Annotated in this window: 31 protein-coding genes and 2 riboswitches; of the genes, 20 read left to right on the top strand and 11 right to left on the bottom strand. The window is 57.3% G+C overall.

Annotation, left to right across the window (positions count from 1 at the left end):
* Nucleotides 1-1,343 (top strand): ferrous iron transport protein B (feoB, locus tag RTK01_RS08030; RefSeq protein WP_312280476.1); only part of this gene is annotated, 1,343 nt, incomplete at its 5' end.
* 38 nt (nt 1,344-1,381) lie between these two features.
* Complete coding sequence (locus tag RTK01_RS08035; RefSeq protein WP_312280477.1) at nt 1,382-1,549, top strand: FeoB-associated Cys-rich membrane protein; 168 nt, start codon at nt 1,382-1,384, stop codon at nt 1,547-1,549.
* Nucleotides 1,550-1,767: 218 nt separating this feature from the next.
* Here RTK01_RS08035 and RTK01_RS08040 read toward each other — a convergent pair whose 3' ends face one another.
* The 3 genes from RTK01_RS08040 to RTK01_RS08050 form a co-directional block, all read right to left on the bottom strand.
* On the bottom strand, nt 1,768-1,947 hold the full coding sequence (locus RTK01_RS08040) for a hypothetical protein (protein ID WP_312280478.1): 180 nt from the start codon (nt 1,945-1,947) through the stop codon (nt 1,768-1,770).
* Nucleotides 1,948-2,031: 84 nt separating this feature from the next.
* Nucleotides 2,032-3,015 (bottom strand): tRNA-dihydrouridine synthase family protein, encoded by a 984-nt coding sequence (locus tag RTK01_RS08045; protein WP_312280503.1) that lies wholly within the window; start codon nt 3,013-3,015, stop codon nt 2,032-2,034.
* Nucleotides 3,016-3,020: 5 nt separating this feature from the next.
* Nucleotides 3,021-3,506, bottom strand: coding sequence for a pyridoxamine 5'-phosphate oxidase family protein (locus RTK01_RS08050; RefSeq protein ID WP_312280479.1), 486 nt, complete (start codon nt 3,504-3,506; stop codon nt 3,021-3,023).
* 226 nt (nt 3,507-3,732) lie between these two features.
* Here RTK01_RS08050 and RTK01_RS08055 point away from each other — a divergent pair, with 226 nt between their 5' ends.
* The 14 genes from RTK01_RS08055 (at nt 3,733) to RTK01_RS08120 (ending at nt 14,158) form a co-directional block, all read left to right on the top strand.
* Nucleotides 3,733-4,245 carry a sigma-70 family RNA polymerase sigma factor gene (locus RTK01_RS08055; RefSeq protein ID WP_312280504.1) on the top strand — a complete coding sequence of 171 codons (513 nt, stop codon included), beginning with the start codon at nt 3,733-3,735 and terminating at the stop codon, nt 4,243-4,245.
* Nucleotides 4,232-4,696 carry a hypothetical protein gene (locus tag RTK01_RS08060; RefSeq protein WP_312280480.1) on the top strand — a complete coding sequence of 155 codons (465 nt, stop codon included), beginning with the start codon at nt 4,232-4,234 and terminating at the stop codon, nt 4,694-4,696. Before RTK01_RS08055 ends, RTK01_RS08060 begins: the two co-directional genes overlap by 14 nt.
* Nucleotides 4,697-4,730: 34 nt before the next feature.
* Nucleotides 4,731-5,501 carry a hypothetical protein gene (locus tag RTK01_RS08065; protein WP_312280481.1) on the top strand — a complete coding sequence of 257 codons (771 nt, stop codon included), beginning with the start codon at nt 4,731-4,733 and terminating at the stop codon, nt 5,499-5,501.
* A complete protein-coding gene (locus tag RTK01_RS08070; protein ID WP_312280482.1) occupies nt 5,488-5,856 on the top strand; it encodes a hypothetical protein in 369 nt (122 codons plus the stop codon). Before RTK01_RS08065 ends, RTK01_RS08070 begins: the two co-directional genes overlap by 14 nt.
* Before the next feature lie 185 nt (nt 5,857-6,041).
* A complete protein-coding gene (locus tag RTK01_RS08075; RefSeq protein WP_312280483.1) occupies nt 6,042-6,488 on the top strand; it encodes a helix-turn-helix transcriptional regulator in 447 nt (148 codons plus the stop codon).
* A gap of 14 nt (nt 6,489-6,502) precedes the next feature.
* Complete coding sequence (locus tag RTK01_RS08080) at nt 6,503-7,336, top strand: CorA family divalent cation transporter (RefSeq protein ID WP_312280484.1); 834 nt, start codon at nt 6,503-6,505, stop codon at nt 7,334-7,336.
* 133 nt (nt 7,337-7,469) lie between these two features.
* A riboswitch (TPP riboswitch) is annotated at nt 7,470-7,578 on the top strand.
* 45 nt (nt 7,579-7,623) lie between these two features.
* Nucleotides 7,624-7,733: riboswitch (TPP riboswitch) on the top strand.
* A 260-nt stretch (nt 7,734-7,993) separates the two neighbouring features.
* Nucleotides 7,994-8,548 carry an energy coupling factor transporter S component ThiW gene (thiW, locus tag RTK01_RS08085; RefSeq protein ID WP_312280485.1) on the top strand — a complete coding sequence of 185 codons (555 nt, stop codon included), beginning with the start codon at nt 7,994-7,996 and terminating at the stop codon, nt 8,546-8,548.
* Nucleotides 8,541-9,359: a hydroxyethylthiazole kinase gene (gene thiM / locus RTK01_RS08090; protein WP_312280486.1), complete on the top strand. Its 819-nt coding sequence runs from the start codon at nt 8,541-8,543 to the stop codon at nt 9,357-9,359. The genes thiW and thiM overlap by 8 nt, the downstream gene beginning before the upstream one ends.
* Nucleotides 9,346-9,993, top strand: a complete 648-nt coding sequence (thiE, locus tag RTK01_RS08095) for a thiamine phosphate synthase (protein WP_312280487.1) — start codon at nt 9,346-9,348, stop codon at nt 9,991-9,993. The genes thiM and thiE overlap by 14 nt, the downstream gene beginning before the upstream one ends.
* 149 nt (nt 9,994-10,142) lie before the next feature.
* On the top strand, nt 10,143-10,952 hold the full coding sequence (gene thiD, locus RTK01_RS08100; protein ID WP_312280488.1) for a bifunctional hydroxymethylpyrimidine kinase/phosphomethylpyrimidine kinase: 810 nt from the start codon (nt 10,143-10,145) through the stop codon (nt 10,950-10,952).
* The gene (tenA, locus tag RTK01_RS08105) at nt 10,949-11,617 is read left to right on the top strand and encodes a thiaminase II (protein ID WP_312280489.1); all 669 of its coding nucleotides are present in this window, start codon (nt 10,949-10,951) and stop codon (nt 11,615-11,617) included. The genes thiD and tenA overlap by 4 nt, the downstream gene beginning before the upstream one ends.
* Before the next feature lie 3 nt (nt 11,618-11,620).
* On the top strand, nt 11,621-12,373 hold the full coding sequence (locus tag RTK01_RS08110; RefSeq protein ID WP_312280490.1) for an ABC transporter ATP-binding protein: 753 nt from the start codon (nt 11,621-11,623) through the stop codon (nt 12,371-12,373).
* A complete protein-coding gene (locus RTK01_RS08115; RefSeq protein WP_312280491.1) occupies nt 12,370-13,122 on the top strand; it encodes an ABC transporter permease in 753 nt (250 codons plus the stop codon). The genes RTK01_RS08110 and RTK01_RS08115 overlap by 4 nt, the downstream gene beginning before the upstream one ends.
* Nucleotides 13,123-13,135: 13 nt before the next feature.
* On the top strand, nt 13,136-14,158 hold the full coding sequence (locus RTK01_RS08120) for an ABC transporter substrate-binding protein (protein ID WP_312280505.1): 1,023 nt from the start codon (nt 13,136-13,138) through the stop codon (nt 14,156-14,158).
* 277 nt (nt 14,159-14,435) lie between these two features.
* Here RTK01_RS08120 and RTK01_RS08125 read toward each other — a convergent pair whose 3' ends face one another.
* From RTK01_RS08125 to RTK01_RS08135, 3 genes are all read right to left on the bottom strand, one after another.
* Entirely contained in the window at nt 14,436-15,818 is a 1,383-nt protein-coding gene (locus RTK01_RS08125; protein WP_312280492.1) for a DUF2812 domain-containing protein, read from the bottom strand.
* Nucleotides 15,815-16,138 carry a helix-turn-helix transcriptional regulator gene (locus RTK01_RS08130; RefSeq protein ID WP_312280493.1) on the bottom strand — a complete coding sequence of 108 codons (324 nt, stop codon included), beginning with the start codon at nt 16,136-16,138 and terminating at the stop codon, nt 15,815-15,817. The genes RTK01_RS08125 and RTK01_RS08130 overlap by 4 nt, the downstream gene beginning before the upstream one ends.
* Before the next feature lie 126 nt (nt 16,139-16,264).
* Nucleotides 16,265-16,627, bottom strand: coding sequence for a LysR family transcriptional regulator (locus tag RTK01_RS08135; protein ID WP_312280494.1), 363 nt, complete (start codon nt 16,625-16,627; stop codon nt 16,265-16,267).
* A gap of 236 nt (nt 16,628-16,863) precedes the next feature.
* On the opposite strand from RTK01_RS08135, the gene RTK01_RS08140 reads away from it, so the two are divergent.
* Entirely contained in the window at nt 16,864-17,898 is a 1,035-nt protein-coding gene (locus tag RTK01_RS08140) for an aldo/keto reductase (RefSeq protein ID WP_397352541.1), read from the top strand.
* Nucleotides 17,899-17,917: 19 nt separating this feature from the next.
* Entirely contained in the window at nt 17,918-18,355 is a 438-nt protein-coding gene (locus RTK01_RS08145) for a hypothetical protein (protein ID WP_312280495.1), read from the top strand.
* 248 nt (nt 18,356-18,603) lie between these two features.
* Here the strand turns inward: RTK01_RS08145 and rsmA are convergent, their stop codons facing one another.
* The 4 genes from rsmA to RTK01_RS08165 form a co-directional block, all read right to left on the bottom strand.
* Nucleotides 18,604-19,452: a 16S rRNA (adenine(1518)-N(6)/adenine(1519)-N(6))-dimethyltransferase RsmA gene (gene rsmA, locus RTK01_RS08150; RefSeq protein WP_312280496.1), complete on the bottom strand. Its 849-nt coding sequence runs from the start codon at nt 19,450-19,452 to the stop codon at nt 18,604-18,606.
* 231 nt (nt 19,453-19,683) lie between these two features.
* Nucleotides 19,684-20,382 carry a polymer-forming cytoskeletal protein gene (locus RTK01_RS08155; protein ID WP_312280497.1) on the bottom strand — a complete coding sequence of 233 codons (699 nt, stop codon included), beginning with the start codon at nt 20,380-20,382 and terminating at the stop codon, nt 19,684-19,686.
* 99 nt (nt 20,383-20,481) lie between these two features.
* Entirely contained in the window at nt 20,482-21,861 is a 1,380-nt protein-coding gene (locus RTK01_RS08160; RefSeq protein ID WP_312280498.1) for a polysaccharide deacetylase family protein, read from the bottom strand.
* Nucleotides 21,862-22,252: 391 nt separating this feature from the next.
* Nucleotides 22,253-23,281 carry a G5 domain-containing protein gene (locus tag RTK01_RS08165; protein ID WP_312280499.1) on the bottom strand — a complete coding sequence of 343 codons (1,029 nt, stop codon included), beginning with the start codon at nt 23,279-23,281 and terminating at the stop codon, nt 22,253-22,255.
* A 423-nt stretch (nt 23,282-23,704) separates the two neighbouring features.
* Here RTK01_RS08165 and RTK01_RS08170 point away from each other — a divergent pair, with 423 nt between their 5' ends.
* Complete coding sequence (locus tag RTK01_RS08170; protein WP_312280500.1) at nt 23,705-24,277, top strand: GNAT family acetyltransferase; 573 nt, start codon at nt 23,705-23,707, stop codon at nt 24,275-24,277.
* 27 nt (nt 24,278-24,304) lie between these two features.
* On the top strand, nt 24,305-24,979 hold the full coding sequence (locus RTK01_RS08175; RefSeq protein ID WP_312280501.1) for a hypothetical protein: 675 nt from the start codon (nt 24,305-24,307) through the stop codon (nt 24,977-24,979).
* Between the two features lie 136 nt (nt 24,980-25,115).
* On the opposite strand, the gene RTK01_RS08180 is transcribed toward RTK01_RS08175, so the two are convergent.
* Nucleotides 25,116-26,093 carry a CAP domain-containing protein gene (locus RTK01_RS08180; RefSeq protein ID WP_312280502.1) on the bottom strand — a complete coding sequence of 326 codons (978 nt, stop codon included), beginning with the start codon at nt 26,091-26,093 and terminating at the stop codon, nt 25,116-25,118.
* Nucleotides 26,094-26,213 lie beyond the last annotated feature (120 nt).

Genomic DNA, 26,213 nt, shown 5'->3' on the forward strand with positions numbered 1-26,213 from the left:
AGAACGAGCTGGCGCTGATTGAGCACAGCATCACGGAAATGGCGACAGAGCGCGGCATGGACCGCAACGCAGCTCTTGCCGACATGCGCTCTGAGTTTATCGAGCGGGTCTGCCGCGACACGGTGGTAACGCCCTCTCAATCTGCCGAGCGACCAAGAAGCCAGCGGATTGACCGCGTGCTCACCCACCGGATTTGGGCGCTGCCCATCTTTTTCGGCGCGATGCTGTCTATTTTCTATCTCACCTTCAACGTCTTGGGCGCGGTCCTTTCCAATCTTCTGGCAATGGGCATCGACGCGCTGGCCTCCATCGTGGACCGGACGCTGACGCAGTACGACCTGAATCCTGTGGTTCACTCTCTGGTGATCGACGGGGTGTTTGCCGGGGTGGGGAGCGTGCTGTCCTTCCTGCCCATCATCGTGGTGCTGTTTTTCTTTCTCTCCATTCTGGAGGACACGGGGTATATGGCCCGGGTGGCCTTCGTCATGGACCAACTTCTTCGGAAAATCGGCCTGTCGGGCCGCAGCATCGTGCCCATGCTGGTGGGCTTCGGCTGCTCCGTCCCCGCCATTATGGCCACCCGGACGCTGGCCTCCGAGCGGGACAGGCAGATGACAATTCTGCTGACCCCCTTCATGAGCTGCTCTGCCAAAATTCCCATTTACGGCGTGTTTACCGCTGCCTTTTTCCCCGGAAAGGGCGGGCTTGTAATGGCCTCGCTGTATCTGATGGGCATTTTGGCGGGCATTCTGGCGGCAAAGCTCTTGGGCGGCACGGTGTTCCGGGGCAACCCCGTTCCCTTCGTCATGGAACTTCCCAACTACCGTTTTCCCTCGCTTCAAAGCGTTGGGCGGCTTTGCTGGGACAAGGCTAAGGATTTTTTGGAAAGGGCCTTTACCGTCATTTTTATCGCCACCCTCGTTGTCTGGTTTCTCCAGACCTTTGACGTGCGGTTCAACGTGGTGGACGACAGCGCGGACAGTCTGCTGGCGCTGACGGGGGCAGTGCTCTCTCCCCTGTTCGCCCCTCTGGGCTTTGCGGACTGGCGGGTATCCACCGCGCTGGTCACCGGCTTTATCGCCAAGGAATCTGTGGTGTCCACGTTGGGCGTGCTTACCGGGGCGGCGGGCAATGTTGCAGGAGCCTTAGGCGGACTGTTCACCACCGCTTCCGCCGTCAGTTTTTTGACCTTTACACTGCTTTATACACCTTGCGTTGCGGCGATTTCTGCCGTTCGGCGGGAACTTGGTTCTGGTTGGAAGGCGGCGGAGGTGGCAGTGGGACAGTGCGCTGTGGCGTGGCTGGCGGCCTTTGTGGTTTACCGGCTGGCCCTGCTGCTTTAAAACGCAGCGCTCCGCAAATTTTCCGAGGAGGGCGGTTTATGCTGGAATTTTTGATTCTTCTGGCGCTGGCACTCTGGCTTGCGGCGGCGCTCCGCTTCCGGCATCGGCATAAGGGCGGCTGTGCCGGGTGCGACGGCTGCTGCGACCACTGTGGCCGCAGCGACAACTGCGATAATTGCGACGATTGCAACAAACAAAAACCCTGAACTTCCGCCGTCTTGCTTGCGCTCATTTTCGTCTTACTCGGCCTTCGCAGCCTTGTTTGCAAAAATTTATGCAGCACAGTCCCCTTCCTGCGCAGACTTACAGGTGCTTCGCAGGGCGTGACAGCTAAGACCGACAGCGGCAATTTTGCGATTCTTTTTCAAGCTTTCCACACAAAGTAAGGCTCCCGGGGACGAAACGCCCCCGGGAGCCTTGTGCGCTATTCCCCGCGCAGCGTGGTTTGCAGGTATGCCCGCATCTCCGCGCCGGACCGGACGGCGCGGGCGCCGCTAATCAGGGACTGCTTTTCCGCCTCGGGTAAAGCGGAAAACCGCTCCATGGCGGCCACGTCCTGCGCCAGCGCCATCCCTATGCCAAGGGGCAGTTCATTGGCTTCCATTCGCATCACCTCGAGAAAAGTCTTCCCCGCAGGCGAAAAATCATGCGCACCAAGCGCTGTTCTTTAAGCACAGCCTGCGGTCGGCTATGTTTTCCCCTGCCCTGTTCCGTCCAGAGGCTTACGGGGTTGGGACAACAGCTCCAGATCTCGGAAAATTCCCGCTTCCAGATGCTCATATTCCGCCGCGTTGCCCACCCGGCGCAGCTTCTTGGCGTATTTGTCTCCGTCCTCAAACAGGTTAATGAGGTAAAACCACAGCTCCTTCATCCGCTGGGCCGCGAAGCCGGGATAGCCGTAAGCCGTCCGATAGCCCTCGTAGAGCGTGCGGACATAGGTGCGTATCTCCTCCCGATTGGCGGGGGGGCCACCCCGAAGCTTGCGGGGCAGCGCCGGGTCCGCAATGATCCCCCGGCCAATCATCACCGTGTTCACGGTGGGAAAGCGTCGAGAAAATGCCGCCACATCCTCCTGCGTCACCAGATCGCCGTTATAGGTCACGGGAAGACGGCTGGCTCCAAGCGCGTCGGCAAACGCGTCCAGATGCACCTCTCCCCTGTAAAACTGCCCACGCAGGCGAGGATGGATGATCAGCTCTTGAATGGGATAGCGGTTAAAAATCTCCAAGAGCCGTCCAAATTCCGCCGGGTCGTGATAGCCGATACGGGTCTTCACCGAAACGGGCAGACAGACACTTTTAAACACCTCTTCAAAAAATGCGTCCAGCTCTTCCGTGCGGAGGAGAAAACCCGCACCCTTGCCCTTCGCCGTCACGGTGCCGGACGGGCAGCCAAGGTTCAGGTTTACCTCGTCAAAGCCAAGCTCCCGCGCCTCCTCTGCCGCCCAGAGAAAGGCCTCTGCCCGCTTCGCCATAATCTGGGGAACAACGGAAACACCGAGATTGTTTTCGGGGGAGAGGTCCCGCAGCTCCTTAGCGGTCAGCTTTCGCTCCGGCGTGGGGGAAAAAAAGGGCGTGAAATACCGGTCCACTCCGCCGAACATCTGCTGATGCGTTTTGCGGAACAGCCATGTGGAGATTCCCTCCAGCGGCGCGGACTCAATGCGCAGCATCTCTATCACAGGTGTTCCTTGCAGCTCAGCTCCTCCGCCTCCAGAGCGAACATCCGCACCCGTTTCAGGGCTTCAGGGGGAAGCTCCGGCTTTTCGCCGGTTTTGTCGGTATAGTGGGCCATCAGGCACTGCATGGCGTGCAGCTTCTCCGCATCATCCATAACCTCATAGGTCCGGCCTGTGCCGATCATGCTCTTATACATCGCCGTGTAGTTGCAGGCCTTCTCCCCCGGCACTACCTGATGTCCGCAATCCAGCTCAAATCCCGCCCTTTCCCCTCTGGCAAGGAGTTCCACCTTACGCCCCTGACCGGCGGAGTGGAAATAAAAGGTCAGCTTGCCGTCCTTCTCCTCATAGCCGAAGTTCAGAGGAACAATGTAGACCTCTTTCCCGTCGAAAAAGCCTACACGGCACACCTCGCACTCGTCCAGAACCCGGTGGATTTCCGCCCGGTCCGTCACCTGACGGTCCTTTCTGCGCATTTCATGCATGACAATCCCTCTTTCCCGTCCCGCGCCTTACGCGGTCTAATTTAATGCAGTTCAGTCTATCAGCTTTCCTGACCGCCGTCAAGCGGCGCAAGGGCTATGCTCTGGGGTGTCATACGGGGACGGTTCCTGTAAAATAATTGATAAATTTTTAAAAAGTTGAAGCATTTTATTCCGCCGCGCCGTATTATCATCAGACGCAAGGGAGGTGTCCGCCGGTGTGCATATCATGACAAATCAGGAATTTACCGCGCTGGTGGCGGACTATGAACGGCTGGTCTACACCGTTTGCCACCGTCTGGTGCGGGACGGAGCGGCAGCGGATGACTTGACGCAGGAAACCTTCCTCTCCGCCTATGCCCACCGGGATCGCTGCCCGGCGGGCTTTCAGCGGCATTGGCTGGCCAGTATTTCTGTGAATAAGGTGAAAGACTACCTTCAAAACGCCTACGCCCGCCACACTCTTCTCCCCGGCGATGATTTCATCCCACCCGGCCTGTCTCCCCCTGCGGAGGAGCTGGCCATTTCCAACAGCGAGCAGTCCGCCATGACACAGATTATCGAAAATCTCCGGGAGCCTTACCGTCAGGTGTGCGTTCTCCACCTTTTACAGGAGCGCACGCCCGAGGAAACCGCGCAATGTCTGGGCAGGCCGGTGAAAACCGTCCGCACCCAGATTTCCCGGGGAAAGCTGCTGATTCAGGAACAGTGGAACAGGAGGTCGTCCCATGAATACATTTGATTCCGGCGGGCATCTGACGGACGATACCCTGCAAGCATTTTTGTCCGCCGGACCGCTCACCGAGCTTGACCGGCTGGAAATCGCGGAGCATCTGGACTTCTGCGACGCGTGTCTTCTGCGCTCCGTGGAGCGCCTGCCCCGCGGGGCGCTGCTAACTCCCGTACATTCCTGCCGAAATACGCTGTGGCCGCGCATTCACCGCCGGAACACCCGGGCGCTTGCCGGCCGGTTTGCAACCGCCGCTGCCGCCATTGCCATCGCCGCTAGTTTGTGGAGCTTCAACGTCTTCGGCGGGCTGGTCACAGGCTCCGCCGCATTGTCGGACTCCGCCCTCTCCGCCCTCCGTCAAGCGGATTTTCCCCAGCAAGCGCAACAGCTTGACAGCGTCCTTAACAGCGGTCTTGCAAGGCTTAGTCAACTGTTTCATTTTGGAGGCGGAGCCGCAGATTAAATAAACCAATCCCAATTTTAAGGAGGGCTTTTTCATGACCCGTAAAAATCCGTTTCTGCTGTTTTTATCCGCCTGCATCCCCGGCTGCGGGCAGATGTATCAGGGCTACATGAAGCGGGGACTGTCTCTCATGTCCCTGTTCGCTGTGATTATCGGCCTTGCCACCTGGCTGTATTTCGGGCAGCTCGCGCTGGCGCTGCCGGTTTTGTGGCTGTATTCCTTTTTTGACACCTATAACCTCTCCCGTGCTTTGCAAAACGACGAGGCGGAGCCGGACGCCTACCCTCTCGGCATCTCCCTCATGGACGGGGAACAGTTTTCCCGTCTTTTGGCGAAGCGGCACAGTCTTGTGGGCTGGGCTTTGGTTCTGCTGGGGCTGTACGGTATGTGGCAGATGGTATACCGTTCCATTTCTGATTTTCTCTCGGCGCAATTTGGCGTGAATTTTTACAGGTTGACTTATCAGCTTCCCCAACTGGTCCTCTTCCTGCTGATCATCGCACTGGGAGTGTGGTTTATCCGCGGGCCGAAGCCACGCCCTGAGGACGACGGCTTCACCGGCTTTACCCCGCCCTGCGACGCGGCGGAGGAAAAAGCCGCGCCAAACCCCGCTGCCGCTTCCGACAGCGCCGAAGGCCGCGCCCCGGAATACCGGGCGGTTTCCGACGAAGTGTCCCGCATTCTCTGCCATGAAAAGGCCTTCGGAGCGGAGGTCGGCAAAGCCGCCCCATGGGAGAGCGGTATCGACAAAGAGGATCGCCGCGATTCCATCGAAGAGGAGGACATGCATAATGACGGAAAATAATTTTGCAAATGCCTCTGCGGCAGAGTCAGGCCCCATCCCCGCGCCAAAGCCCGTCTCCCCCCGGGAGCGCCGGGTGGGAACGTTTACCTTCGGCGTAACGCTGGTGGCTGCGGGCCTTGCCATGACGGCGGCTCTGTTTTACCCCGCGCTGGATCTGCGGGTTTTCCTGCGGTTCTCCCCTCTCGTGTTGATTCTGCTGGGGACAGAGGTCCTTCTCTCCTCCCGAAAGGAGGGGCGCATCAAATACGACTGGCTGGGGATGCTGCTGAGTTTTTTTCTGGTACTGCTGGCGCTGGGCGTGTTCTTCGCCTCGTGGGCCATGCTTCACTTTCAGGATGAAGTTATCCACTGGTAAGCATCCCTTTCCGACGGCGCTTGAAAAAGCCCTCTGAACCCGTGCGGTCTTTATACAGGCCGCACGGGTTTTACCGGCGTTCACCTGCGGATTTTACCAAGCCAATTTGGGGAAAATGATTGTCACGGCGCTCCAAGCGTGATAAAATTGCTGCATAAATCAGTAAACAAGCAGGAGGCAGTCTCATGATTACGATGGCACAGCGCATTCAGCAGCTCCGGGCCGAGCGTGGCGTCAGCGCCCCGGCGCTCTCCGCCGCTCTGGGTCTTCCCCGGACCGCCGTGGAAAAATTTGAAACCGGGCGTCAGACCCCCACACAAGACCAGCAGCAGAAGCTGGCTTCCTATTTCGGCGTCTCCGCTTTTTATCTGCGGGGCGAGAGCGACGATCGCACCCAGATGTCCGACTGGATGGACGGCGCGTTTATGGACGAGCCGACCCCGGCTCCCGCAGCCGCACCTGTCCGCCCTGCGAAGAAGGCGGCTCCCGCCGAGGACGGATCGGTGTTCGACGCGTTTTTAAACAGCAAAAAATTTCAGGAACTTCTCCGCACCACTGTGCTGGACGTTCTCCGCTCAAGCGAGGGACAGGCGTTGATTGAAAAAGCAGCCCGCAAGGCGGGCGGCAGATAAAAGGAGCGCGGGCGATGCGAAAACTCTTGCCTCTGGACCGGGTGGACGAAGTCCGGGACCAGATGGACAAAAAGGTGCTGGATTACCTCCGGCAGGGAAAAACGGAGGCATTCGAGGGGTTTGCAGACTTTTACCTGCTGGCCTTCGACTGGTACGACGTTTCCTCCTCGGAGACGGGCACCGAAAAAATCCTGATTTATCTTGACAAAGAGGACCTTTTTTTCTTCTGCGAGGACAGCCGCTCCCTCGCCCGTCTGCAAAAGGAGACGATGGAAGGCCCTGACAACGAAACGGTGCTGTATCAGTTTTTTACGGGTCTGCTGAAGTCTGATACCGACGAACTGGACGCTTTTGAAGCCGCCGTGACGGAGGACGAGGACGGCGCAGTGCTCCACACAAAGCGGCAGGATTATATGGGCCGCATTACGGAATATCGCAAGGAGCTATTGCGCCGCAAGCGGTATTACGAGCAATTGTCCGCCATTTTTGAAAATCTGGCGGCCGACGACGAAACTCTGCTCAGCCGCAGCGCACGGCGGCATTTTTCCAACCTGCTGAACAGGGCACGGCGGTTTCTTTCCACTGTGCTGAGCCTGCGGGATTACGTCACTCAAATGCGGGAAGCGTATCAGGCCCAGCTTGACTTGCAGCAAAACGAGCTGATGCGACTGTTCACGGTCATCACAGCCCTGTTTCTTCCGCTGAGCTTGCTTGCGGGGTGGTATGGAATGAACTTTCGGGGGATGCCGGAGCTTGAGTGGAAATACGGCTATCCCGCCGTTATCGCGCTCAGCGGGGTCATTTGCGGGTGTCTGATTCTATGGTTTAAGAAAAAAGGCTGGTTTTAAGCCCGGCGGAGCCGCCCTTGGCGCGGCGACGCTTTTTCCGAAACATTCTGAAAGGCCCATGCGGGCGCATATTTTGGCAAAATTCGGGCCGCGCCTCTTTTGGGCTTGCTTTTTTCGGGCAGCGGGAGTATAGTGTTTGTAAGTGGGGAGTCCGTGCAGCGGGCTGAGAGGAAGTCGTTCAACTTCGACCCTGGAAACCTGATGCGGATCATGCCGCCGTAGGGAGTCAATTTTTGATTCTTGTCGGAGGCGTCGTGTCGGCGTCTCCGAATTTTTATAGTTACGAACAGAAAAACCAGGGGAGCTTGCGCAAGCAGGCTGAGAGGAAGGTACTGCCTTCGACCCATGAACCTGATGCGGGTAATGCCGCCGTAGGAAGCCGTTATATACGCTTTCGGAGGCATCGTATCAGATGTCTCCGTTTTTTTGTTCCCTTTGAAAGGATGGTGACAGGCGGCATTCACGGTCAGACCGTGGCGGGCGGAGGGGGAGCTCCCTGCGCCCTGTATTGCAGCGATGGGAAGCCGTGTTCCGGCGTGAGAGGAGGCCAATAAGCCTCGACCGACCTTCCAGGGCAGAGGTCTGCCCGTTCCTGTCAAAAGGGGAAGCGACGCTGTACTTGCCGTTTTCTCCGTTAAATTCAAAAGGAGCATCACAATGAAAAAAATCAACGTCCAAAAGCTGGCTGTGGCCGGACTTTTCTGCGCGGCTGCCGTGGTTGGCAGTCTGTTTTCCTTCCCCGTGTTCGCCAGCAAATGCGCCCCGGTGCAGCACATGGTCAATATTCTCTGCGCAGTGTTGCTGGGCCCGGGCTACGGCGTGGCCGTGGCCTTCGGCGCAAGCCTGATTCGAAACCTCTTGGGCCTTGGCAGCCTGATGGCATTTCCCGGCAGCATGTTCGGCGCGCTGCTCTGCGGACTTGTCTACCGGAAGAGCCGCAGCCTGCTCCCCACCTTGGCTGCCGAGGTGTTTGGAACCGCCGTGCTTGGTGGGCTGTGCGCCTATCCCGTGGCCGTTTTTCTCATGGGAAAATCTGCCGGAGAGCTGGCGTTTTACGCATATATCCTCCCGTTTTTCATCTCAACCGCAGGCGGCTCCATCCTGTCGGGGCTTTTAATCTGCTCTCTGGAAAAAACCGGGGCTCTTTCGGGTATGCAGTCCCGTCTGAATCAATCCGTTTACCATCAGAAAGGAAGTGAAGCAGATGCGTGAACTGCTTGAAAATGTTCGCCTCCACACTCCCCTGATTCACAACATCACCAACTATGTCACCGTGAACGACTGCGCCAATATTCTTCTGGCCTGCGGCGCGTCGCCCATCATGGCAGACGATTTGGAGGAGGCAGAGGAGATCACCTCTATCTGCGGTGGATTAAACATCAACATCGGCACTTTGAATCAGCGTACCATCCCCGCCATGCTGGCCGCAGGGAAAAAGGCAAACGTGCTGGGCCACCCCGTGATTTTTGACCCCGTGGGCGCGGGTGCGTCCGCTCTTCGCACCGAAACCGCACTAAAGCTGCTTCGTGAGGTCCGGTTTGCCGTCATCCGGGGCAACATCTCAGAAATCAAGGCGCTGACACAGGGAAGCGGAACCACTAAGGGCGTGGACGCGGACGTTGCTGACCGGGTGACGGAGGAGAATCTTCCGCAGGCGGCGGCCTTTGCCAAGGCGTTTTCCCAAAAGACCGGCGCGGTGGTGGCTATTACCGGGGCCATTGATCTCGTGGCGGACGAACACACGGCCTACTGCATCCGAAACGGCCACCCGGACATGAGCCGCATTACGGGAACCGGCTGTCAGCTCTCCGCCATGACGGCGGCCTACGTCGTCGCCAATCCGGGGCGTACACTAGATGCGGCAGCGGCGGCGGTCTGCGCCATGGGTCTTTGCGGCGAAACGGCCCGGCAGCGCATGACGGAACTGGACGGAAACTCCAGCTATCGGAACTACATCATCGACGCGGTTTACAATCTCACGCCAAAGGCGTTGGAGGAAGGAGCACGGTATGAAGTGCGATAAAAAGGCGATGCTGCTCTACGCGGTGACAGACCGGGCATGGGTGGGAACGCTGAGCCTATATCAGCAAGTGGAACTGGCATTGAAAAACGGAGCCACCTGCGTTCAACTCCGGGAAAAGGAGCTGGACGGGGACGCGTTTCTCGCCGAGGCCACAGCGCTGTCAAAGCTCTGCAAGGAGTACGGCGTGCCCTTTATCGTCAACGACAACGTGGAAATCGCCATCAAATCCGGCGCGGACGGCATTCACGTGGGGCAGGAGGATATGCTTGCCGCCGACGTTCGGGCACGGGTGGGCGACGGTATGATCGTGGGCGTTTCAGCCCACACCGTGGCCGAGGCGCTGGAGGCAGTAAAAAACGGCGCGGATTATCTGGGCCTTGGGGCCGTGTTTTCCACGTCCACCAAGTCCGACGTGGACGTGATGCCTTTTGAAACCCTCCGCTCCATCTGCGCCGCTGTGGACGTTCCCACCGTCGCCATCGGCGGCATTTCCGGGGAGAACATTCTGCGTCTCTCCGGCAGCGGTGTGGACGGCGTAGCTGTGGTATCGGCGATTTTCGGGGCAGAGGACCCCGGCGCGGCCACCGCCGCGCTGCGGACGCTTGCGGGAGAAATGGTCCAAAATCAGAAATAGTTTCACCCGTTTTTTGCGGGGCCGGCGCATGCCGGCCCCTGCATTATCTGATTTCACAGGCAAAGCGCCTTGAAATAGCGACAGACCGGGGGCACCACTTTTTGCCGCTCAATAAAAATAGTGCTGACAGTGGAAAGGAGTTTTCATTCATGAAAACAGCATTATCAATCGCCGGAAGTGATTCCAGCGGAGGCGCCGGGATTCAGGCAGACATCAAAACCATGACCGTCAACGGCGTATACGCCATGAGCGCCGTCACGGCCCTGACTGCCCAGAACACAACCGGCGTACAGGGGATTTTCGAGGTCCCCCCCGAATTTCTTGCCCAGCAGCTTGACTGCGTATTTACCGACATCCCGCCCGACGCCGTGAAAATCGGCATGGTTTCTTCGTCAGGGCTGATTCAGGTGATCGCGGAGAAGCTGCGGCAGTACAAAGCAGTAAACATTGTGGTGGATCCCGTGATGGTGTCCACCAGCGGCGCGCGGCTCATCAGCGCCGACGCGGTGGACGCGCTAAAGCGGCTGTTGCTGCCGCTTGCCACAGTCCTCACCCCCAACATTCCGGAAACAGAGGTTCTTTCGGGGATGATGGTAAAAACCGCCGCCGACATGGAGCGGGCCGCGAAAGCCATTTCGGACACCTACGGCTGCGCCGTTCTGTGCAAGGGCGGCCACCAGCTCAACGACGCAAACGACCTTTTGTACCGAAGCGGAGAAGCCCGCTGGTTCAACGGCAAACGCATCGACAACCCCAATACCCACGGCACCGGCTGCACCCTCTCCAGCGCCATCGCCGCAAATCTTGCGAAGGGCTACGGGCTGGACGAAGCGGTGGAGCGGGCCAAGGCCTACATCTCCGAAGCACTGGGGGCGATGCTGAATCTGGGCGCAGGCTCCGGCCCTATGAACCACGCCTTTGACCTTGCAGGCGAATTTGCAAAAGAGGCGGAGAAATGAAGCAGAACACAACGCAGCGTCTTTTGGACGCGGCGAAAGACATATGGGCGGACTATCATGCCCACCCCTTTGTCCGGGGAATTGCCGACGGCACTCTGGACCGGGAAAAATTTAAGCATTACATGGTGCAGGATTATCTGTACCTGCTGGACTATGCCCGTGTGTTCGCCCTCGGTGTGGCGAAAGCCCGGAACCGCGGATCCATGGCCCTGTTCGCGGGCTATGTGACGCAGATTCTGGATGGGGAAATGGATATTCACCGAAGCTATATGGAGCGGCTGGGCATTTCCCTTGACGAAGCGGAACGCACACCGATGGCGCAGGATAATCTCTCCTATGTTTCCTACATGCTCCGGATTGCTTACGAGGAAGGGCCGGGGGAAATCGCCGCGGCGATCCTCTCCTGCGCCCTCAGCTATGAGGTCATCGCCAAAGAGATGACAAAACAAAATCCCGCCTGGGTGGAACATCCCTTTTACGGCGAATGGGTCCGTGGCTATGCAAGCGACGACTATGCCGCCGCAAATGAAAGACTGATGGAGCTGACCGAGCATCTGGCGGCGGACTACTCCGAGGCCCGGCTCCGGCGGCTGGAGGAAATTTTCATCGCCTGCTCCCGGTACGAGGGCGCGTTCTGGGATATGGCGTGGGAGTTGAGGACGTAAGACATGCTGACCTTTGAAAATGTGACCTTTCAATATCAGTCGGATAGCTTCCCCACCATCGACCAGCTTTCCTTTCACGTAGACCGGGAGGAGTTTGTATCCGTGGTCGGCCCCTCCGGCTGCGGAAAAAGCACCATTTTCCGTCTGGTGAACGGACTTCTGTCGCCCGAAAGCGGCGATATACTGGTGGACGGAGCAAGCATCGCCGGGCGAAAGCGTTACTGCGGCTATATGCCCCAGCAGGATTTGCTGTTTCCCTGGCGCACCGTGGCCGAAAATCTGCGTCTGCCGCTGGAAATACAGGGCGGGCTCTCCAATGCGGAAATGGATGCCCGCGTGGAGCGGGCGCTGGAAGCCGTGGGCCTTGGAGACTGGGGCAAAAAAATGCCCGGAGAGCTTTCCGGCGGAATGCGCCAGCGGGCGGCCTTCGCCCGGACGGTGCTCACCGGCTCCCAGCTTCTTTTGCTGGATGAGCCGTTTTCCGCGCTGGACTATCTGACTCGCCTTTCCATGCGGGAATGGCTGCTGGAGCAGTGGGAGCAGGAACGCAAAACAGTGCTGTTCATCACTCACGATGTGGAAGAAGCGTTGTTTCTCTCCGGCCGAATTTTGGCGGCGGAGGGAACGCCCATTACCAATCTGCGCTCCTTCCCAGTCCCCGCCGGGTATCCCCGGTCGTTGGAAACCCTGCGTCAACCAGAGCTTTTGGCGCTGAAGGAGGAGTTGATTTCCATGCTCAGGAGGAACGCGGGATGAGAAAAGCAAACCGGGGAAATCTCCCCGCCGCCGGGCTGACGCTGGCGCTGGTCATGCTCTGGCAGGCCGCCGCGATGGGTATGGATGCGGCCTATATCCTGCCCAGCCCGTGGCTGGTACTTGTGCGGCTGTGGGAGCTGCGAGGGCCGCTGTTTTCCGCTCATCTGCCCGCCACCATGGCGGTGGTTGGTGTAGGCCTTGGCATTTCCATTGTTCTGGGATTGGGGCTTGCCATGCTGATGGATGCGTCTCCCGCCGCGGAAAAGGCGCTGTACCCGCTGATCGTCGCGTCCCAGACCATCCCCACCACGGCCCTAGCCCCCCTGTTTGTGCTGTGGTTTGGGTATGGACTGTGGAGCAAGGTGCTGGTGGCGGTGCTGATCACCTTCTTCCCCATCGCCATCACTGTATTTGACGGGTTCCGGTCTGTAAAAACGGAGATGACGGAGCTGCTGTTCACCTTCGGGGCCAGCAAACGCCAGATTTTCTGGAAGCTGAAGCTTCCCGCCGCCCTTCCCTACTTTTTCTCCGCCATCAAAATGGCGATTCCCCTGTCGGTCATCGGCGCGGCCATTGGAGAATGGCTGGGCGCCCAAAGCGGCCTTGGTTATTTCAGCCGCCGAATGATGACGCAGTTGGACGGGGCCGGAGTTTTTGCGCCCATTTTACTGCTCTCTATTGCGGCAATGCTTATGGTGGCAATGGTCAGCATGATTGAAAAGCGCGTCATTACGTGGCGTGGACAATAAGAAACGAGGAATTATTATGAAAAGAATTACCGCTCTGCTTCTGGCTGCAATGCTGATGCTGACAGTGCTTTCCGGCTGCGGAAGTCAGGCACCCGCCGGACAGTCGGCCAGCGAAGAGGACGGTAGCCTCCGGGAAATCGACGTGGTGCTGGACTGGTATCCCAACGCCCTGCACACCTTTATTTACACCGCCATCCAGCGAGGCTACTATAAAGACGAGGGGCTGGATGTAAACATCCGGTTCCCCTCCAACGAAAACGACGCGCTGTCTCTGGTCGCCGCAGGGAAAGCTGAAATCGGCCTGTACTATCAGCAGGACGTGATTCAGGCGGTGGCGGATCAGGGAGTGGGGATCAAGTCCATCGGCGCGGTGGTTCAGTCTCCCCTAAACATCATTTTGTCTCTGGCGGATAAAAACATCCATAATCCCAAGGATTTAGAGGGCAAAACCGTGGGCTATGCGGGAACGGCTCTCAGCGAGTCCTTGGTCAAAGCCATGATGGACGCCATCGGCGCGGACTTTGACCGCGTAAATCTGGTAAACGTGGGCTTTGATTTGATGAGCTCCATGACCACCGGCAACGTGGACGCCACCATCGGCTGCCTTGTAAACCACGAGGTCCCCCAGATGGAGGAGGAGGGCTTTGACGTAAATTACTTTATGGTCAACGACTTCGGCATTCCCAATTATTATGAAGCAGTGTTTCTGGCAAATGACAAGATGATCGACGCTGAACCGGAGGTGTTGGCAGGATTTCTGCGGGCCTCTGCCAAGGGCTTTGCCGATTTTCAGGCAGACCCGGACGGCTGTCTGAAAATCCTGCTGGACAACCAGAATGCGGAAAATTTCCCCCTGTCCCCTTCCGTGGAAACCGAGTCCTGCCAGACTTTGCTGCCCCTGATGGAGACAGAGACCACCCCTTTCCTCAGCCAGACCACCGAAACATGGCAGTCCAATATTGACTGGATGTACAGCATGGGGTTGATTCACGAAAAGGTGGACCCAGCGCAGGTGATGGCAAACATCGACTTTTAAAAATCAGACCAATGCAAAGTGCATTTTTGTCCGGGTTTACGGCAGTATGGAACCCTATGAACCACCACGATTCCTACATTTTTGAACGGTCTGTTTCATAAAACCACGCCCCGAAGCTGTAAGCTTCGGGGCGTGGTTTTTCTGTTCTGTTTTCCGGTTCTTCCCTTCAATCGCAAATAAGTCTCGTAAAATTTCCACTCTCGTCCCGGCTTTCACCGCTTACCCATCCCGTATTTTTCAGCGCGGGATTTGCAGTCCGCCGTCCCGGTCTTGGCACTCACGCACCTGCCAGTAGTTTTTCCCCTGCCAGAGCCATCTGGGCCGGGGTCGGCGTCCAATCAAAAGCAATGCGCGCGATGCGCCGTCCCCGGCATAGAACCCACACGTCCCGTTCCTCGCCGTCCAGCACCTGCCGATACGCCGCCTCCGCGCCCCACGGCTCCGGGTCTGCGGCGCGGTATTCCCGCCGGGTTACATATAATTCCTCCGTCCTTACGTAGTCGTTCAGGCACACCCGGTACAAAAGGCCCATTTTTACGTCTAAAATCTCATACTCCAGAGACTTCCAGTCCTCATATTCCCTTTGCTTTCCCTCCCGGAGCGTGGCCAGCGGGCTCCAGTGCTCCGTCAGCTCATAGGACCAGGGAAGCGCCTCTATCGGCTGTAAATCCTCAATTTTCAGAGGGAGCGAATCCCGCCGCAGCTCCTGTTCGGTGCCGTTTCGCGTGACGTATACCTCCGTTTCCGCCCCGCCGGACTGCACGCTTTTATGTACTCGCAGGGCGGAAAACACGCCGCCCCCGGTAATTCCCGCCCCCAGCACAAACGCCAAACCGATGGACACAATTCGATTGGTCCACGCGCTGACCCCTCTGCGCTTCAACCATCCGCGCATAAGCTGAATTGCCGCAACCAAAAATCCGTATCCGCACAACATAAACAGGATATACTCCAGCGTGCCCCGCCCCACCCGCACAGCCGCCGGAATATAGAGAAAGAGTAGCACGGCGATTGCCGCCACAAGAAGAACCATCTGGCGTGCCCGGGCAAAGCGGCTGCGCCGCTTGGGGCACTGCCCGCCCTGCTCCACGGATCGTTTTGCCGTCCAATACCACAGGAAATAGGATAGCAAAATTGACCCATAGTGGCTCACCAGCAGCAGCATTACAAGCGCCGCGCCCAACTGCACGCCGTCTGCCAAAAAGGACGGAAAATTTCCTTTTGCAAACCGAAACTGCATTGCAAGATTAAACCCAAACAAGGCCAAAAGCATAAACCCAGAGGGCAGGAAATTCTTTTTCATGGCCCGGTGGATGGCCTCCAGCTTCACGGCCCCCTCCGTCTCAATTGGGGGCGCGTCCTCCCGTAAGGTTGAAAAAATCAGCATCTGATGCCACGCCGCCACAAAGTCCCACCCTGCCGCCGTGCAGTATTCCCGCAGCGTCTCCTCGTTTTCTGTGGGCGAGGGATTGAACTCCGAGGATTCGGAAAAATAGGTCACGGCATAGCGCACCCGCGCAGGCTCCGCCCGACGGTAACGCAAGAGATACCCGATTTTCTCCAGTCGCCAGCCCTTTGCCGCCATATTTTCCAGATGCTCCTCGATATTTGCGTCCTGATAGAACTCATACCACATCATTGTCCGCTTTGTCTCTCTCATACCCTTCCCCCTCCTGTGCCATGTCGCCGGTAATCCGCCAGCAGCGTTTCCATCCGATTGGCCTCCGCCAGCAGCGCCCGCTCCCCCGCTGCCGTAAGACGGTAGCTTCTCCGGCGGCCCTCTACGGCCGTCTCCTCAATCATTTCCGCATTTAGAAAGCTTTCCAGCAGGTTATACAGCGTTCCCGGGCCGATCATCACCCGATTGCCTGTCAGCTCCGCCACCCGGGCCATCACGTCCGCGCCGCACAGCTCCTCCCGCAGAGAAAGAAGAATGTAAAACATCTGCTCCGTCAGGGTTTGAAACTTTTCCCGGGCCATCCTCCTGCCCCCCTTTTAATATCGAATATCGTTATTTAAAATAATAACATCGAATATCGCTATTGTCAACGGGCAATAAAAAAGCGGGAGCATAAAGCTCCCGCCCCCAAAGTTCTTCAAAAAGGGTCATGTTTCCTCCGGTCCAAACGCAAAATAGCGCTTGAACCGCTCCGCCGCAAAGCCCTGCACCTCGGCACAATACTGATCGTAGGCCGCCAGCAGCGCCGTGGCTTCCTCGGTCAGGACCGCGCCGCCGCCGTTTTTTCCGCCGGTGACACTGCTGAGCATTTTGCAGCCAAAGACAGACTCCGCCGTACGCACGATGCGCCAGGCCTTGGAATAGGCCATGGCCATGGACGCGGCGGCGGCGCGCAGGGACTGATACTCCTTCACCCGGTGGAGCAGCGTGGCAATTCCCGGCCCAAAGCCCCGTTCGTCGTCGTCGGAATATAACCTGACCGTCAATTTTAATTTCAAATGTTCGTTCATGCCTGCATCATAGCACAACCTGCCTGCTTCGTCAAACGGGGATTTTGACAATTCTGCCCGACGCGCTGCCTTGTAAAAAATGCGGAAAAAGAAGACACAATCCGTTAAAAACGGTTTTTCAGCGGCAGAAAACGGACCAAAATTTTTCGGCCACTTGCAAACTGTCTTCCAATGGTTTACAATAAATTTAACATCGGTGAACTTTCTTAAATCGCACAAACGGGGAGGAAATATCCATGGAAATCGAAAAGGTCCGCCTAGGCAGGACGGAGTTGCTTGTCACAAAAACCGCCTTCGGCGCGCTGCCCGTTCAGCGTATCAGCCACAGCGACGCAGCGGCGCTGCTGCGCCGCGCCTTTGACGCGGGAATCAACTATTTTGACACCGCCAACGCTTATACTGACAGCGAAGAAAAGCTGGGCGAGGCGCTGGGCGACGTGCGGCACGAAATTGTTATCTCCACCAAAAGCGGCGGCAAGGACAAAAAAACTGTGCAGGCCCACATTGAGGAGAGCCTCCGTCGTTTGAAAACCGACTATATCGACCTGTTTCAGTTCCACAACCCGGCCCAGCTTCCGGATATTAACGACCCCGACGGCCCCTTTGCCGCCGCGTTGGAAGCGAAGCAAAAAGGCTATGTCCGTCACATCGGGATTACGAACCACCGTCTAAACGTGGCCCTTGCCGCCGTGGATTCCGGGAATTTTGAGACGATGCAGTTCCCCTTCTGCTATTTATCCTCCGACAAGGACATTGGCCTTACAGTCCGCTGCAAAGCGGCGGATATGGGCTTTATCGCCATGAAGGGCCTGTCCGGCGGGATGCTGAACAATGCCGCGGCCTGCTACGCGTTTATGCAGGGCTATGACAACGTGGTCCCCATCTGGGGGATTCAGCACAAGTGGGAGCTGGACCAATGGCTGGAGCTGACGGAAAAGCGCCAGAAAATGACTCCGGAGCTTCAGGCGGTCATTGACAAAGACCGCGAAGAGCTTGCCCACAACTTTTGCCGGAGCTGCGGTTATTGCCTCCCCTGCGCCGCCGGAATCGACATTCCTCAGGCCGCCCGGATGGCCATGCTGCTGCGCCGCGCACCCTATCAGCCTTACATGAGCGACGAGTGGCACGATAAAATGCACAAAATTGAAGACTGCATCCACTGCAACGCGTGCAAGAGCCGCTGCCCCTATGAGTTGGACACGCCCGCGCTGCTTCAGTCCATGCTGAAGGATTACGACCAATTTTACGCCTTGCACCACAGCGCCGTATAAGAACAGAACGGAGAGAATCATGCTTTTTCAAAACGAAGCTGTCAACCTGAAGCTGGAAATTGTCAGCTACGAATTTTCCTCCTCCGCAGGCGCGTCTGCGGAGGACCGCAACTGGCTGGTCCTGCGGGCAACCTACACCCATGACGACGGCCGTGTCATCCGGGAATCCTGCAGTTGTTTATCTACCGGTGAGCTTCAAGAACTGACCGCCGGACTGAAAATTCTGCGTTCCGGCATCCGCGACCGCTGGGACAGCGAATTTATCGAGCCGGTCTTCCTTTTCTCCGCGTACAGGGACGAGGAGGAGCGCTATATTATAAACGTCTCCTTTCTCCTGCAAAACACAATGGAGGATATTGACTGCGCCGACGTGGACTGCGTGATGACCGAAGCGGAGCTGAGCGCCCTGATCGAAGAGTTGGACGCTTTGTGCAAAAAATTCCCTCAGCGGGACTGACAACGGCTTTGCTTGCCCCGTCCTGCTCCCCCTGCCGAAATTCTTAAGAAAACGTCCCCGGCGGAAGAGTTTGTCTTCCGCCGGGGACGTTGTTTTTTTATGGTATGAAGGCTAGGTCCCAAGTGGCAATCTGTGGGGCGCTCATCGGCGCAGGCCGCGTAGTCTGCAAGCCGTAGTGTCGAGACGCGGACTCCCGGATTGCCCAAATACAACTAAGAGACGCGCGCCGCCGGTAGGGTGTCCACCCGTCAGCTCGTCAACCGCGCGCACAGCGCGGCAAAATCCCGAAACGTGAGTTGCTCTCCCCGCACAGTTTCGGAAAGGCCCGCCCCACGGATGGCTTCCAAAAACTCCTCCTTGGGCCGTCCCAGCGCAGAGGCCAGACTGTTGGCCAGCGTTTTTCGCCGCAGGGCAAAAGCGCCCCGCATCAGGCGCAGCAGCAGCGCCTCGTCCTCCGTCTCCACCGGGGGCTTTTCCCTTCGGACGCAGCGCACCACGGCGGACGTTACCTTAGGCGCGGGATAGAATTTCTCCGGCTCCACGGAAAAGAGATATTCCGGTTCCATATAATACTGCAAAAACAGGGAGAAAGCGCTTCCCTCCCTGTCCCCCGGAGGCGCGCAGATTCTTTTGGCCACCTCCCGCTGAATCATCACGGTAAACTGGCGAATTTCCTTTGTCTCCACGAATTTTGTCAGAGCCGGCGTGGTGATGTTATAGGGCAGATTGGCGCAGGCCATCACCGGCAGTCCGCCGAACTTCTCCCGAAGCAAAGCGCCCAGCTCCAGCTTCATCACGTCGCCGGAGACGACCTCCACATTGGGGTAAGGCGCCAGCGTCTCCTCCAGCACCGGAAAAAGCGACCGGTCCAGCTCCACGGTCACCACTTTTCCCGCTCTTTGGGCCAGCTCCACCGTCAGCGGCCCCACGCCGGGGCCAATCACCAAAACCCCCCACTCCGGCGACGCACCGGAGGAATCGGCGATATCCCGTGGAACAGTGGGGTCAATCAGGAAATTCTGGCCCATTGATTTTGAGAAACGGAAGCCGTGCCGCCCCAGCAGATCCCGCAAATCGTTCAAATTACAAAGATTCAAAAATATTCCGCCTTTCCGCGGGACACAGCCCGCAGCCACGCATAAAAAGCCTTGCAAAAGTTTGCCGCCAGAGCGGTAAACTATACGCAAAGGACTTTGGGCGCGGCGTTTGTACCCAAAACTTTCTCACATACCGCAAGAGCGCAAGGGAACCGCCAAAGGCGGTCCCCTTGCCCACGTCGTTACACCGCGGCCTTATAATTATTCAGCCTCGGAAATTTAAAAGCACCGTTACTGGACCCTGCGGGGCAAAACCTGCATCTGCCCGCTGATGCCCGCGCCGTTTTCAATGGAAATGCTGGCAGCCTCCAGATCGCCCTCGATATAGGCGCTGCCGCTGACCTGCACATGGCCGCTGACCTGCACGTTGCCCTGAATGCTTCCGGAGCAGTTCAAATCCTTGCCGGTAATGTTGCCGATCACCTTGGAATCGCTGTCAATCCGAACGCTTTCGTCGGCGTGCACATCGCCCTGTACCTCGCAGGAAACCAGCTCCGCCACCCGCGCACTCAAATCTCCGGCCAGCTTGGTGCGGATTGTCACGGTTCCGTTGGCACGGATGTCGCCCTGAAATTCGCAGTCCATATCCACATCGCCCTGCGCGGTCATGTTGCCCACAAAGGTAGTACCCGCCGCCAGAATGGTCTTCTGCACAGGCGCGGAGGGCATCGCTCTAGTGTAGGACGGCTCCGTGGTATAGGGCACAGCGGTGGCAAAGGGGTCCGGCGCGGAGATCTCGGACACAATCGGCTCCGGCGCGGGAGGAGCGGCAAAGCCGCTCTCGGGCTCCGCCGAGGCAAACATCTCGTCGGACACATAGGGCTCCGACGGGGCCGCCATCACCGGCTCCGCAGCGGGAGTCTCGGCTCTGCCGTCTCCGCCAACTCCGAACATCTCGTTCATGGCCTTGCTGAAATTATCCTTTTTCATCTGCACTCAAATTCCTTTCTCTGCTCTGGCGCTGTCCCGGCCAAAGGCTTTTTTCGCTGTACCATTCAGCGTTTGTCACCTTTCCTGCGCGCACGTTTGTCAGTCGGGCTGATAGTCGGTGTAATTGAACAGCATTGGGCGCACCTCCCGCGTGAGAGGGGCAAGAGTAAAGCCCTGATCCCGCAAACCGTCAATTACTCCGGCAAGGGATTCCACTGTACTGTCCTTGCTGGGTGCGTCGTGCATCAGCACAATTCCCCGGGAAAACGCCGGAGCATTGTCCAGAATATTGGAGGTAATTTTCTTGGGAGATATGTAATTGGAGGACGCGTCTCCGCTGGAAAGATTCCAGTCGTAGAATACAAAGCCTCTGCGCAGCATTTCCGCCACGATTTCCCGGTACACAGGGTAATTATAGGCGTTCACGCTGCCGCCGGGAAACCGGAAAATAGTAGGCGTTTGACCGGTGGCCTCCTTAATGGCGGTAAACTGTTTATAAAAGTCATCGAGAAACGCCTCTACCGACGCGTAAATCTCATGATACTGGTGGGTATAGCTATGCATCCCCAGCGTGTGGCCCTCGCTTACAATGTCTCGCATCCACTGGCGCTGTTTCTCCGAGCTGCCGCCCACCACAAAAAATGTGGCTTTGACATCTTTGTTCCGCAAAACCGTCAGCAGCAACGGCGTGTTGGAGGAGGGACCGTCGTCGAAAGTGAGGTACATGGTCCCGTCGTCCTGTACCGCCGGGCCGAGGGGCTTGGTCACGTAAAAATCGGGATACAGCTCCTGATAATACAGCGGGTCCGACTTTACCACCCGGTCCGCCACCGAACCTGCCCAGATACGCTCCTGCGCAAGCTTCTCTTCCGCCATCTGATCGTATTGGGTCTGAAGCTCCGTCAAAGAAGCGCTGAGGGCCGCCCGTCGTCCTTCCTCCTCCGCCAGCGCCGTCTGTCCGTTCCTCCAGAAGAAAACAGCCAGCGCGGAAGGAATCACTATGGCAACGATCACCGCCGCCAGAATCATATTTTTAAAAAACTTGACGCTGCCGAAATATGGCGCGCTCTCCGTCAACGCGCTTTCCACGTTCAATTGCTCCGCTGGGAGAAGCGGCTCTTCTTCTTTGCGCTCTTCAACGGGTTCAGTCTCTGGCTCTCCGTAAGTCATTTCACCCTCTTCGGGTACATCGCCGACAGGCTCTTCCATTGCGGGAGCGCTTTCCGCTTCGGATAACTCCTCCGTTTCGGAAACACCATCTTCTGTAAAGACATGCGCCTGACCCTGCGGTGCGATCTTCTCCGCCCATTCGTTTTCCGCTTCCTCTGCCGGAAAAGGTTCCTCCTCCGTCGCCAAATCGGCGCCGCTGTCCACTCGCTCCGTTACTCTCATTTCCCCGGGAAAATTCAACGTTTTGCCGTGGGACTGCTCCTCCGCCAAATCGCTGTCGGCAAAGGCTCCCTGTGCCAATTGCTTCATCCGGCCCTCCTTCCCGTGCCGCACGCCCCGCTAAAAGGCCCGCCGCTCTGGGAATTTACACACATTTTCACAAATCCGCTTAAAAGTCACCGCGCTTACAAGCACAAAAGGCCCTCAACAGCGGCGTTTTTTCACCTGACCGGACAGTGCGCCGATGCGGCGCAGCCTGTTCCCATCTGCCCGGGAAAGGGATAAAAAAGCAAATAAATCTCCATTTCACGTCTGTTTCTGAGCCATTATAACATGCCTTTTTGTTTTTTAAAAGTCTTTGCCCAAAAAAAATGGTAACTTCTGTCGCTTTTGGTCGATAAAAATGCCCGTTCCCGGACGCAAAGCGCCCGCCTCACCGAAAATCCGGCAAGACGGGCGCTTTCATTCTCCTGAAGAGCCGTTAGTCCAGCACGTACACCGTGGCGGCGCGGCGGCCAAACTCAATACACTGCCGATAGGTGTCGAAATACAGGTCCACGGTGTTTCCACGGACACCCGTATCCTCAGCCACGGCCATGCCGTAGTTCACCTTGCCGTCGGCGGTGACAATATACAGCCGCGTTCCCAAGGGGATTACCTTCCTGTCAACGGCCACCACGCCCACCCGCACAAAGGTGCCGGTGGCGGTGCAGGTGTCCGCTCCGCCGTAGCCGCTGGTATAGGCCGTTGCGGTCATGGACTTGACCGCGGAAAAGCTGGAGACGGCGCCGGAGGCAAAGGTCAAGGTTCCGCTTCCGTCGGCGTTTTTCTCCACATTCACCACCGGGTCGGCGTTGCCGGGTCCCCCTGCAGCGGGAGCCACGCCCACATGAACCACCTCGTCCACGGCGGTGGACTCCTCCGACACCAATTGGCGGGAAACCCGCTCGCCGCCGGAATACGTCACCTCATACACCGCGGTGCGGATGCCATCCGCGCCGGACTGGACCACCTTCCGGGTTCCGGCCGCCAGCGTGGAATCGTTCACCTCCACCGTCTGGTACGAGACGTCCTCCGCCACCCGCTCGTAGTGGGTCAGTTCAGAGGACACCGTCAGCGTCAGTCCCGCGTCCTTCAAATCCACGGCCACCATCTCCAGCGGCCCCGGAACGGTGTGAACCCGGTCAAGGAGCTGCGAAACGGTTTCCTTCCGGGAGGTGGTGGAGACGGACGCGCCGTCGTAAAGCACCGTTACGGGCCAGCCGGCGGCCAGCGTCAGCTCAAAGCCGGCGGCGTTTGTGCCGATATACACCATCTGAGAGGAAAAGTCCGCCACGTCGGCGCCCGCCTCCAAAACAATGGTGGCGTCCTCCCCGTCGGTGAGGATATACAGCGCGGAAGCTCGCTCCGCGGTGAACCAACAGACGGTCAGAACCACCGCCGTCACAGTGACAAGCGAGATCAGCCGTCCAGCCGCGCTTTTCGCGCGGGAAAGCAGTTGCAAATCCAAAACAATACCTCCTGAGAATCGTTTCCATTCCGAATTTTCCCCGATTTGGAAAACGTTTATACGTCTTCCTGCTTCGCGAAAAACACTTTGTAACTTTTTGTTACCAAATGAAAAACTGGGCTTAGTATACTCCACTTTCCCACCCTTGTCAAGTTTATGCGGTGTTAAGGCAAGTAGTGTCCCCACTTTCGCCCAAAAACTCCCTAAAATGACTGGATAATTTTGGATGCATTGAGACGCAACAGTAACAAAATATCTACAAAAATAAATAAAAGAAACAGAGTTGCAATCCTGCGGGAAAGCCACTCCGCCGCAGCGGAAAAAGCCACCGGCGGCAGTCAATAATTATGTTTCACCAAAGGACAATGTGTGCTATACTATCCTCGGTATCCCGATTGTTAAAAAGGTTTGGAGGGGGGCTTTATGCACATTTCACAGGCAACCATGGAGGACTATGACGGAATCGTAGCCCTACACCGTGCGTATCATACGGACTTTATCCGTCCAGAGGACCGGCCGGACGGCTTTGTCACCACAAATTTTACACCGGAGCAGCTTAAGGCACTGATCACGGAGCAGCGAGGCGTGACCGTGGCGAAGGATGATGCTGGAAAGGTGATGGCATACGCCACCGCCGCCTCTTGGGACTTTTGGGCCCAGTGGCCCCTGTTCACCCACATGATCGGACAGCTTCCCCTGTATTCGTTGAATGGGCGTACATTGTCGGTGGAAAACTCCTATCAGTACGGCCCGGCGTGCCTTGACAAAGCCGTGCGCGGCACAGGGCTGTTCGCACAGCTTTTCCACGCGTCGCTGGCCGGTATGAAGGACCGATACCCTGTGATGGTGACCTTTATCAATCAGATCAACCACCGTTCCTATGCCGCCCACACCAAAAAGGTTTCTCTGACCCAGCTTGGAACCTTTCAGTTTAATCAAAACAATTACTACTTTATGGCTTGTGAGACGGACGCAAAAGAAACGAGCAGCTTATAAAACAATTCAGTAAAGGCGGAAACTACTATGAGACACGGGAAAAACCAATTGCTTTTCACAGCGGCGCTGCTGACCCTCAGCCTTTTGACGGGCTGCGGCGGCTCGGGCGAACCATCTTCGCCGGGCGGCAGCAGCGTCGGCTCCGCTTCATCGGGAGCGGAAGCAGCCGCTTCCTCCTCTTCGGAAACGAAGCCGGGCGCACAGACAGCGGAATTTTCCTTCTCTGATATTTCAGAGCTGGAATTTTGGTTCGGAAGCGGTGCAGGCGCATGGCGCACGGTGTTGTATGTCGCGGACGACGGCTCCTTTGAGGGGCTTTACACCGACTCCGACATGGGCAGTGCAGACACCGATTATCCCAACGGCACCTGCTACAGCTCCGAGTTTACGGGAACCTTTACAGCGCCGGAAAAAGTGGACGAGTACACCTATTCCGTTGAGATTCAGGACCTCACCCTGTCCAAGGAACCCGGCACGGAGGAAATCCGGGACGGAATCAAGTATCTTTACAGCGAGCCCTACGGACTGGATGACGCCAAGGAGCTGCTGTTCTACCTGCCGGGCGCTCCGGTAAAGGACCTTCCGGAGGGCTACCTTAACTGGGCCCGCGGCTATGGCGACACCATCGAGGAAACGCTTCCCTTCTACGGACTTTATAACGTAGGCGGTGATCAGGGCTTTTCCAGTCATCCGCGGAGCTGAGTTACTTTCTTAACCCCCCGGCGCGTACCGATTCTGGTACGCGCCGGGGTCTTTCTATACAAAAAACGCGCCGTGGCAGGCCTACCACGGCGCGTTTTTGCGCTTTTTCTATTTCTTTATGCAGGTATGGGCAAAATTACCCGATAAATTCCTGCGTCCAGTAGTTGCCATCCGCCACATAGCCCACGCCGATCTGGGTGTAGGAGGCGTTCAAAATGTTGGCTCTGTGCCCGGAGGAGTTCATCCAGGCGTTCATCACCGCTTCGGGCGTGGAATAGCCCATGGCAATGTTTTCACCGGCGGTGCGGTAGCTGATACCAAAGGTCTTCAGCATGTCAAAGGGAGAGCCGTAGGTGGGGCTTTCGTGGGCAAAGTAATTTTTGTCGTGCATGTCCTGAGACTTGGCCCGGGCTGCTGCAGACAGCTCGGTGCTCAGTGTCAGGGCTTTAAGGCCATTGGCCGCGCGCTGCTGGTTGACCAGGTCGGCCACCTGCTGCTCAAAGGTCTGATTGTCGGCCGTGGAGTTGTCGGTAGAGCCGGAACCACCCTGATTGGAAGAGCCGTTCTGACCGGACTGTCCGTTGCCGGTGGAGGGAGTCTGATTATTTCCGGTGGGCTGGGTGCAATTGCCGGACTTATCGCAGGTGGTGGTGCAATTGCCGGTCGTGTCACAGTCGGTGATGCAGTTGCCTGCCTGCGTGCAGTTGGTGTTGGACTTGCAATTGGAATTGGAGTTGCAGTTGGTGTTGGAATTGCAGTTGGAGTTAGAATTGCTGTTTTTGGACTGATTGCAATTGGAGCCGGAGTTCAGCACGTTGGAGTCAATCCCGCACTGCTTCAAAAGATCGCTTACGCTGGAAGGAAGCGTCTGCCCGGAGCCATTGGAGGTCAGATTCCCCAATAGTGACTTCAGGTTGGAGCTACAATTCGAGTTGGAAGAATTATTGACATAGGTACTAAAAACATTGTTTGCGTTCTGGAAAGCGGCGGACCGGCCGGAGCCGCTTGGGCAGGACGCACCCGGCAAGGTCTGCGCAGAAGCGCTGACCGCCAGGCCCACTGCAAGGATCGCGGATGTAAGGGCAACGCTGAGTGTTTTTTTCAAGTTTTTCATTTTGTTACCTCCTTGCATCCTATTGTAACTGTTTTGTTACCATTTGCAATCTATAAATGTTTCCACTTCTTCCAAGGTATGGAAGCGGGCCTTGTATCCACCTGATCCGAGGGGGTTTGC

Source organism: Oscillibacter sp. (genome assembly GCF_031978065.1).
In the GTDB taxonomy this organism is placed as follows: domain Bacteria; phylum Bacillota; class Clostridia; order Oscillospirales; family Oscillospiraceae; genus Oscillibacter.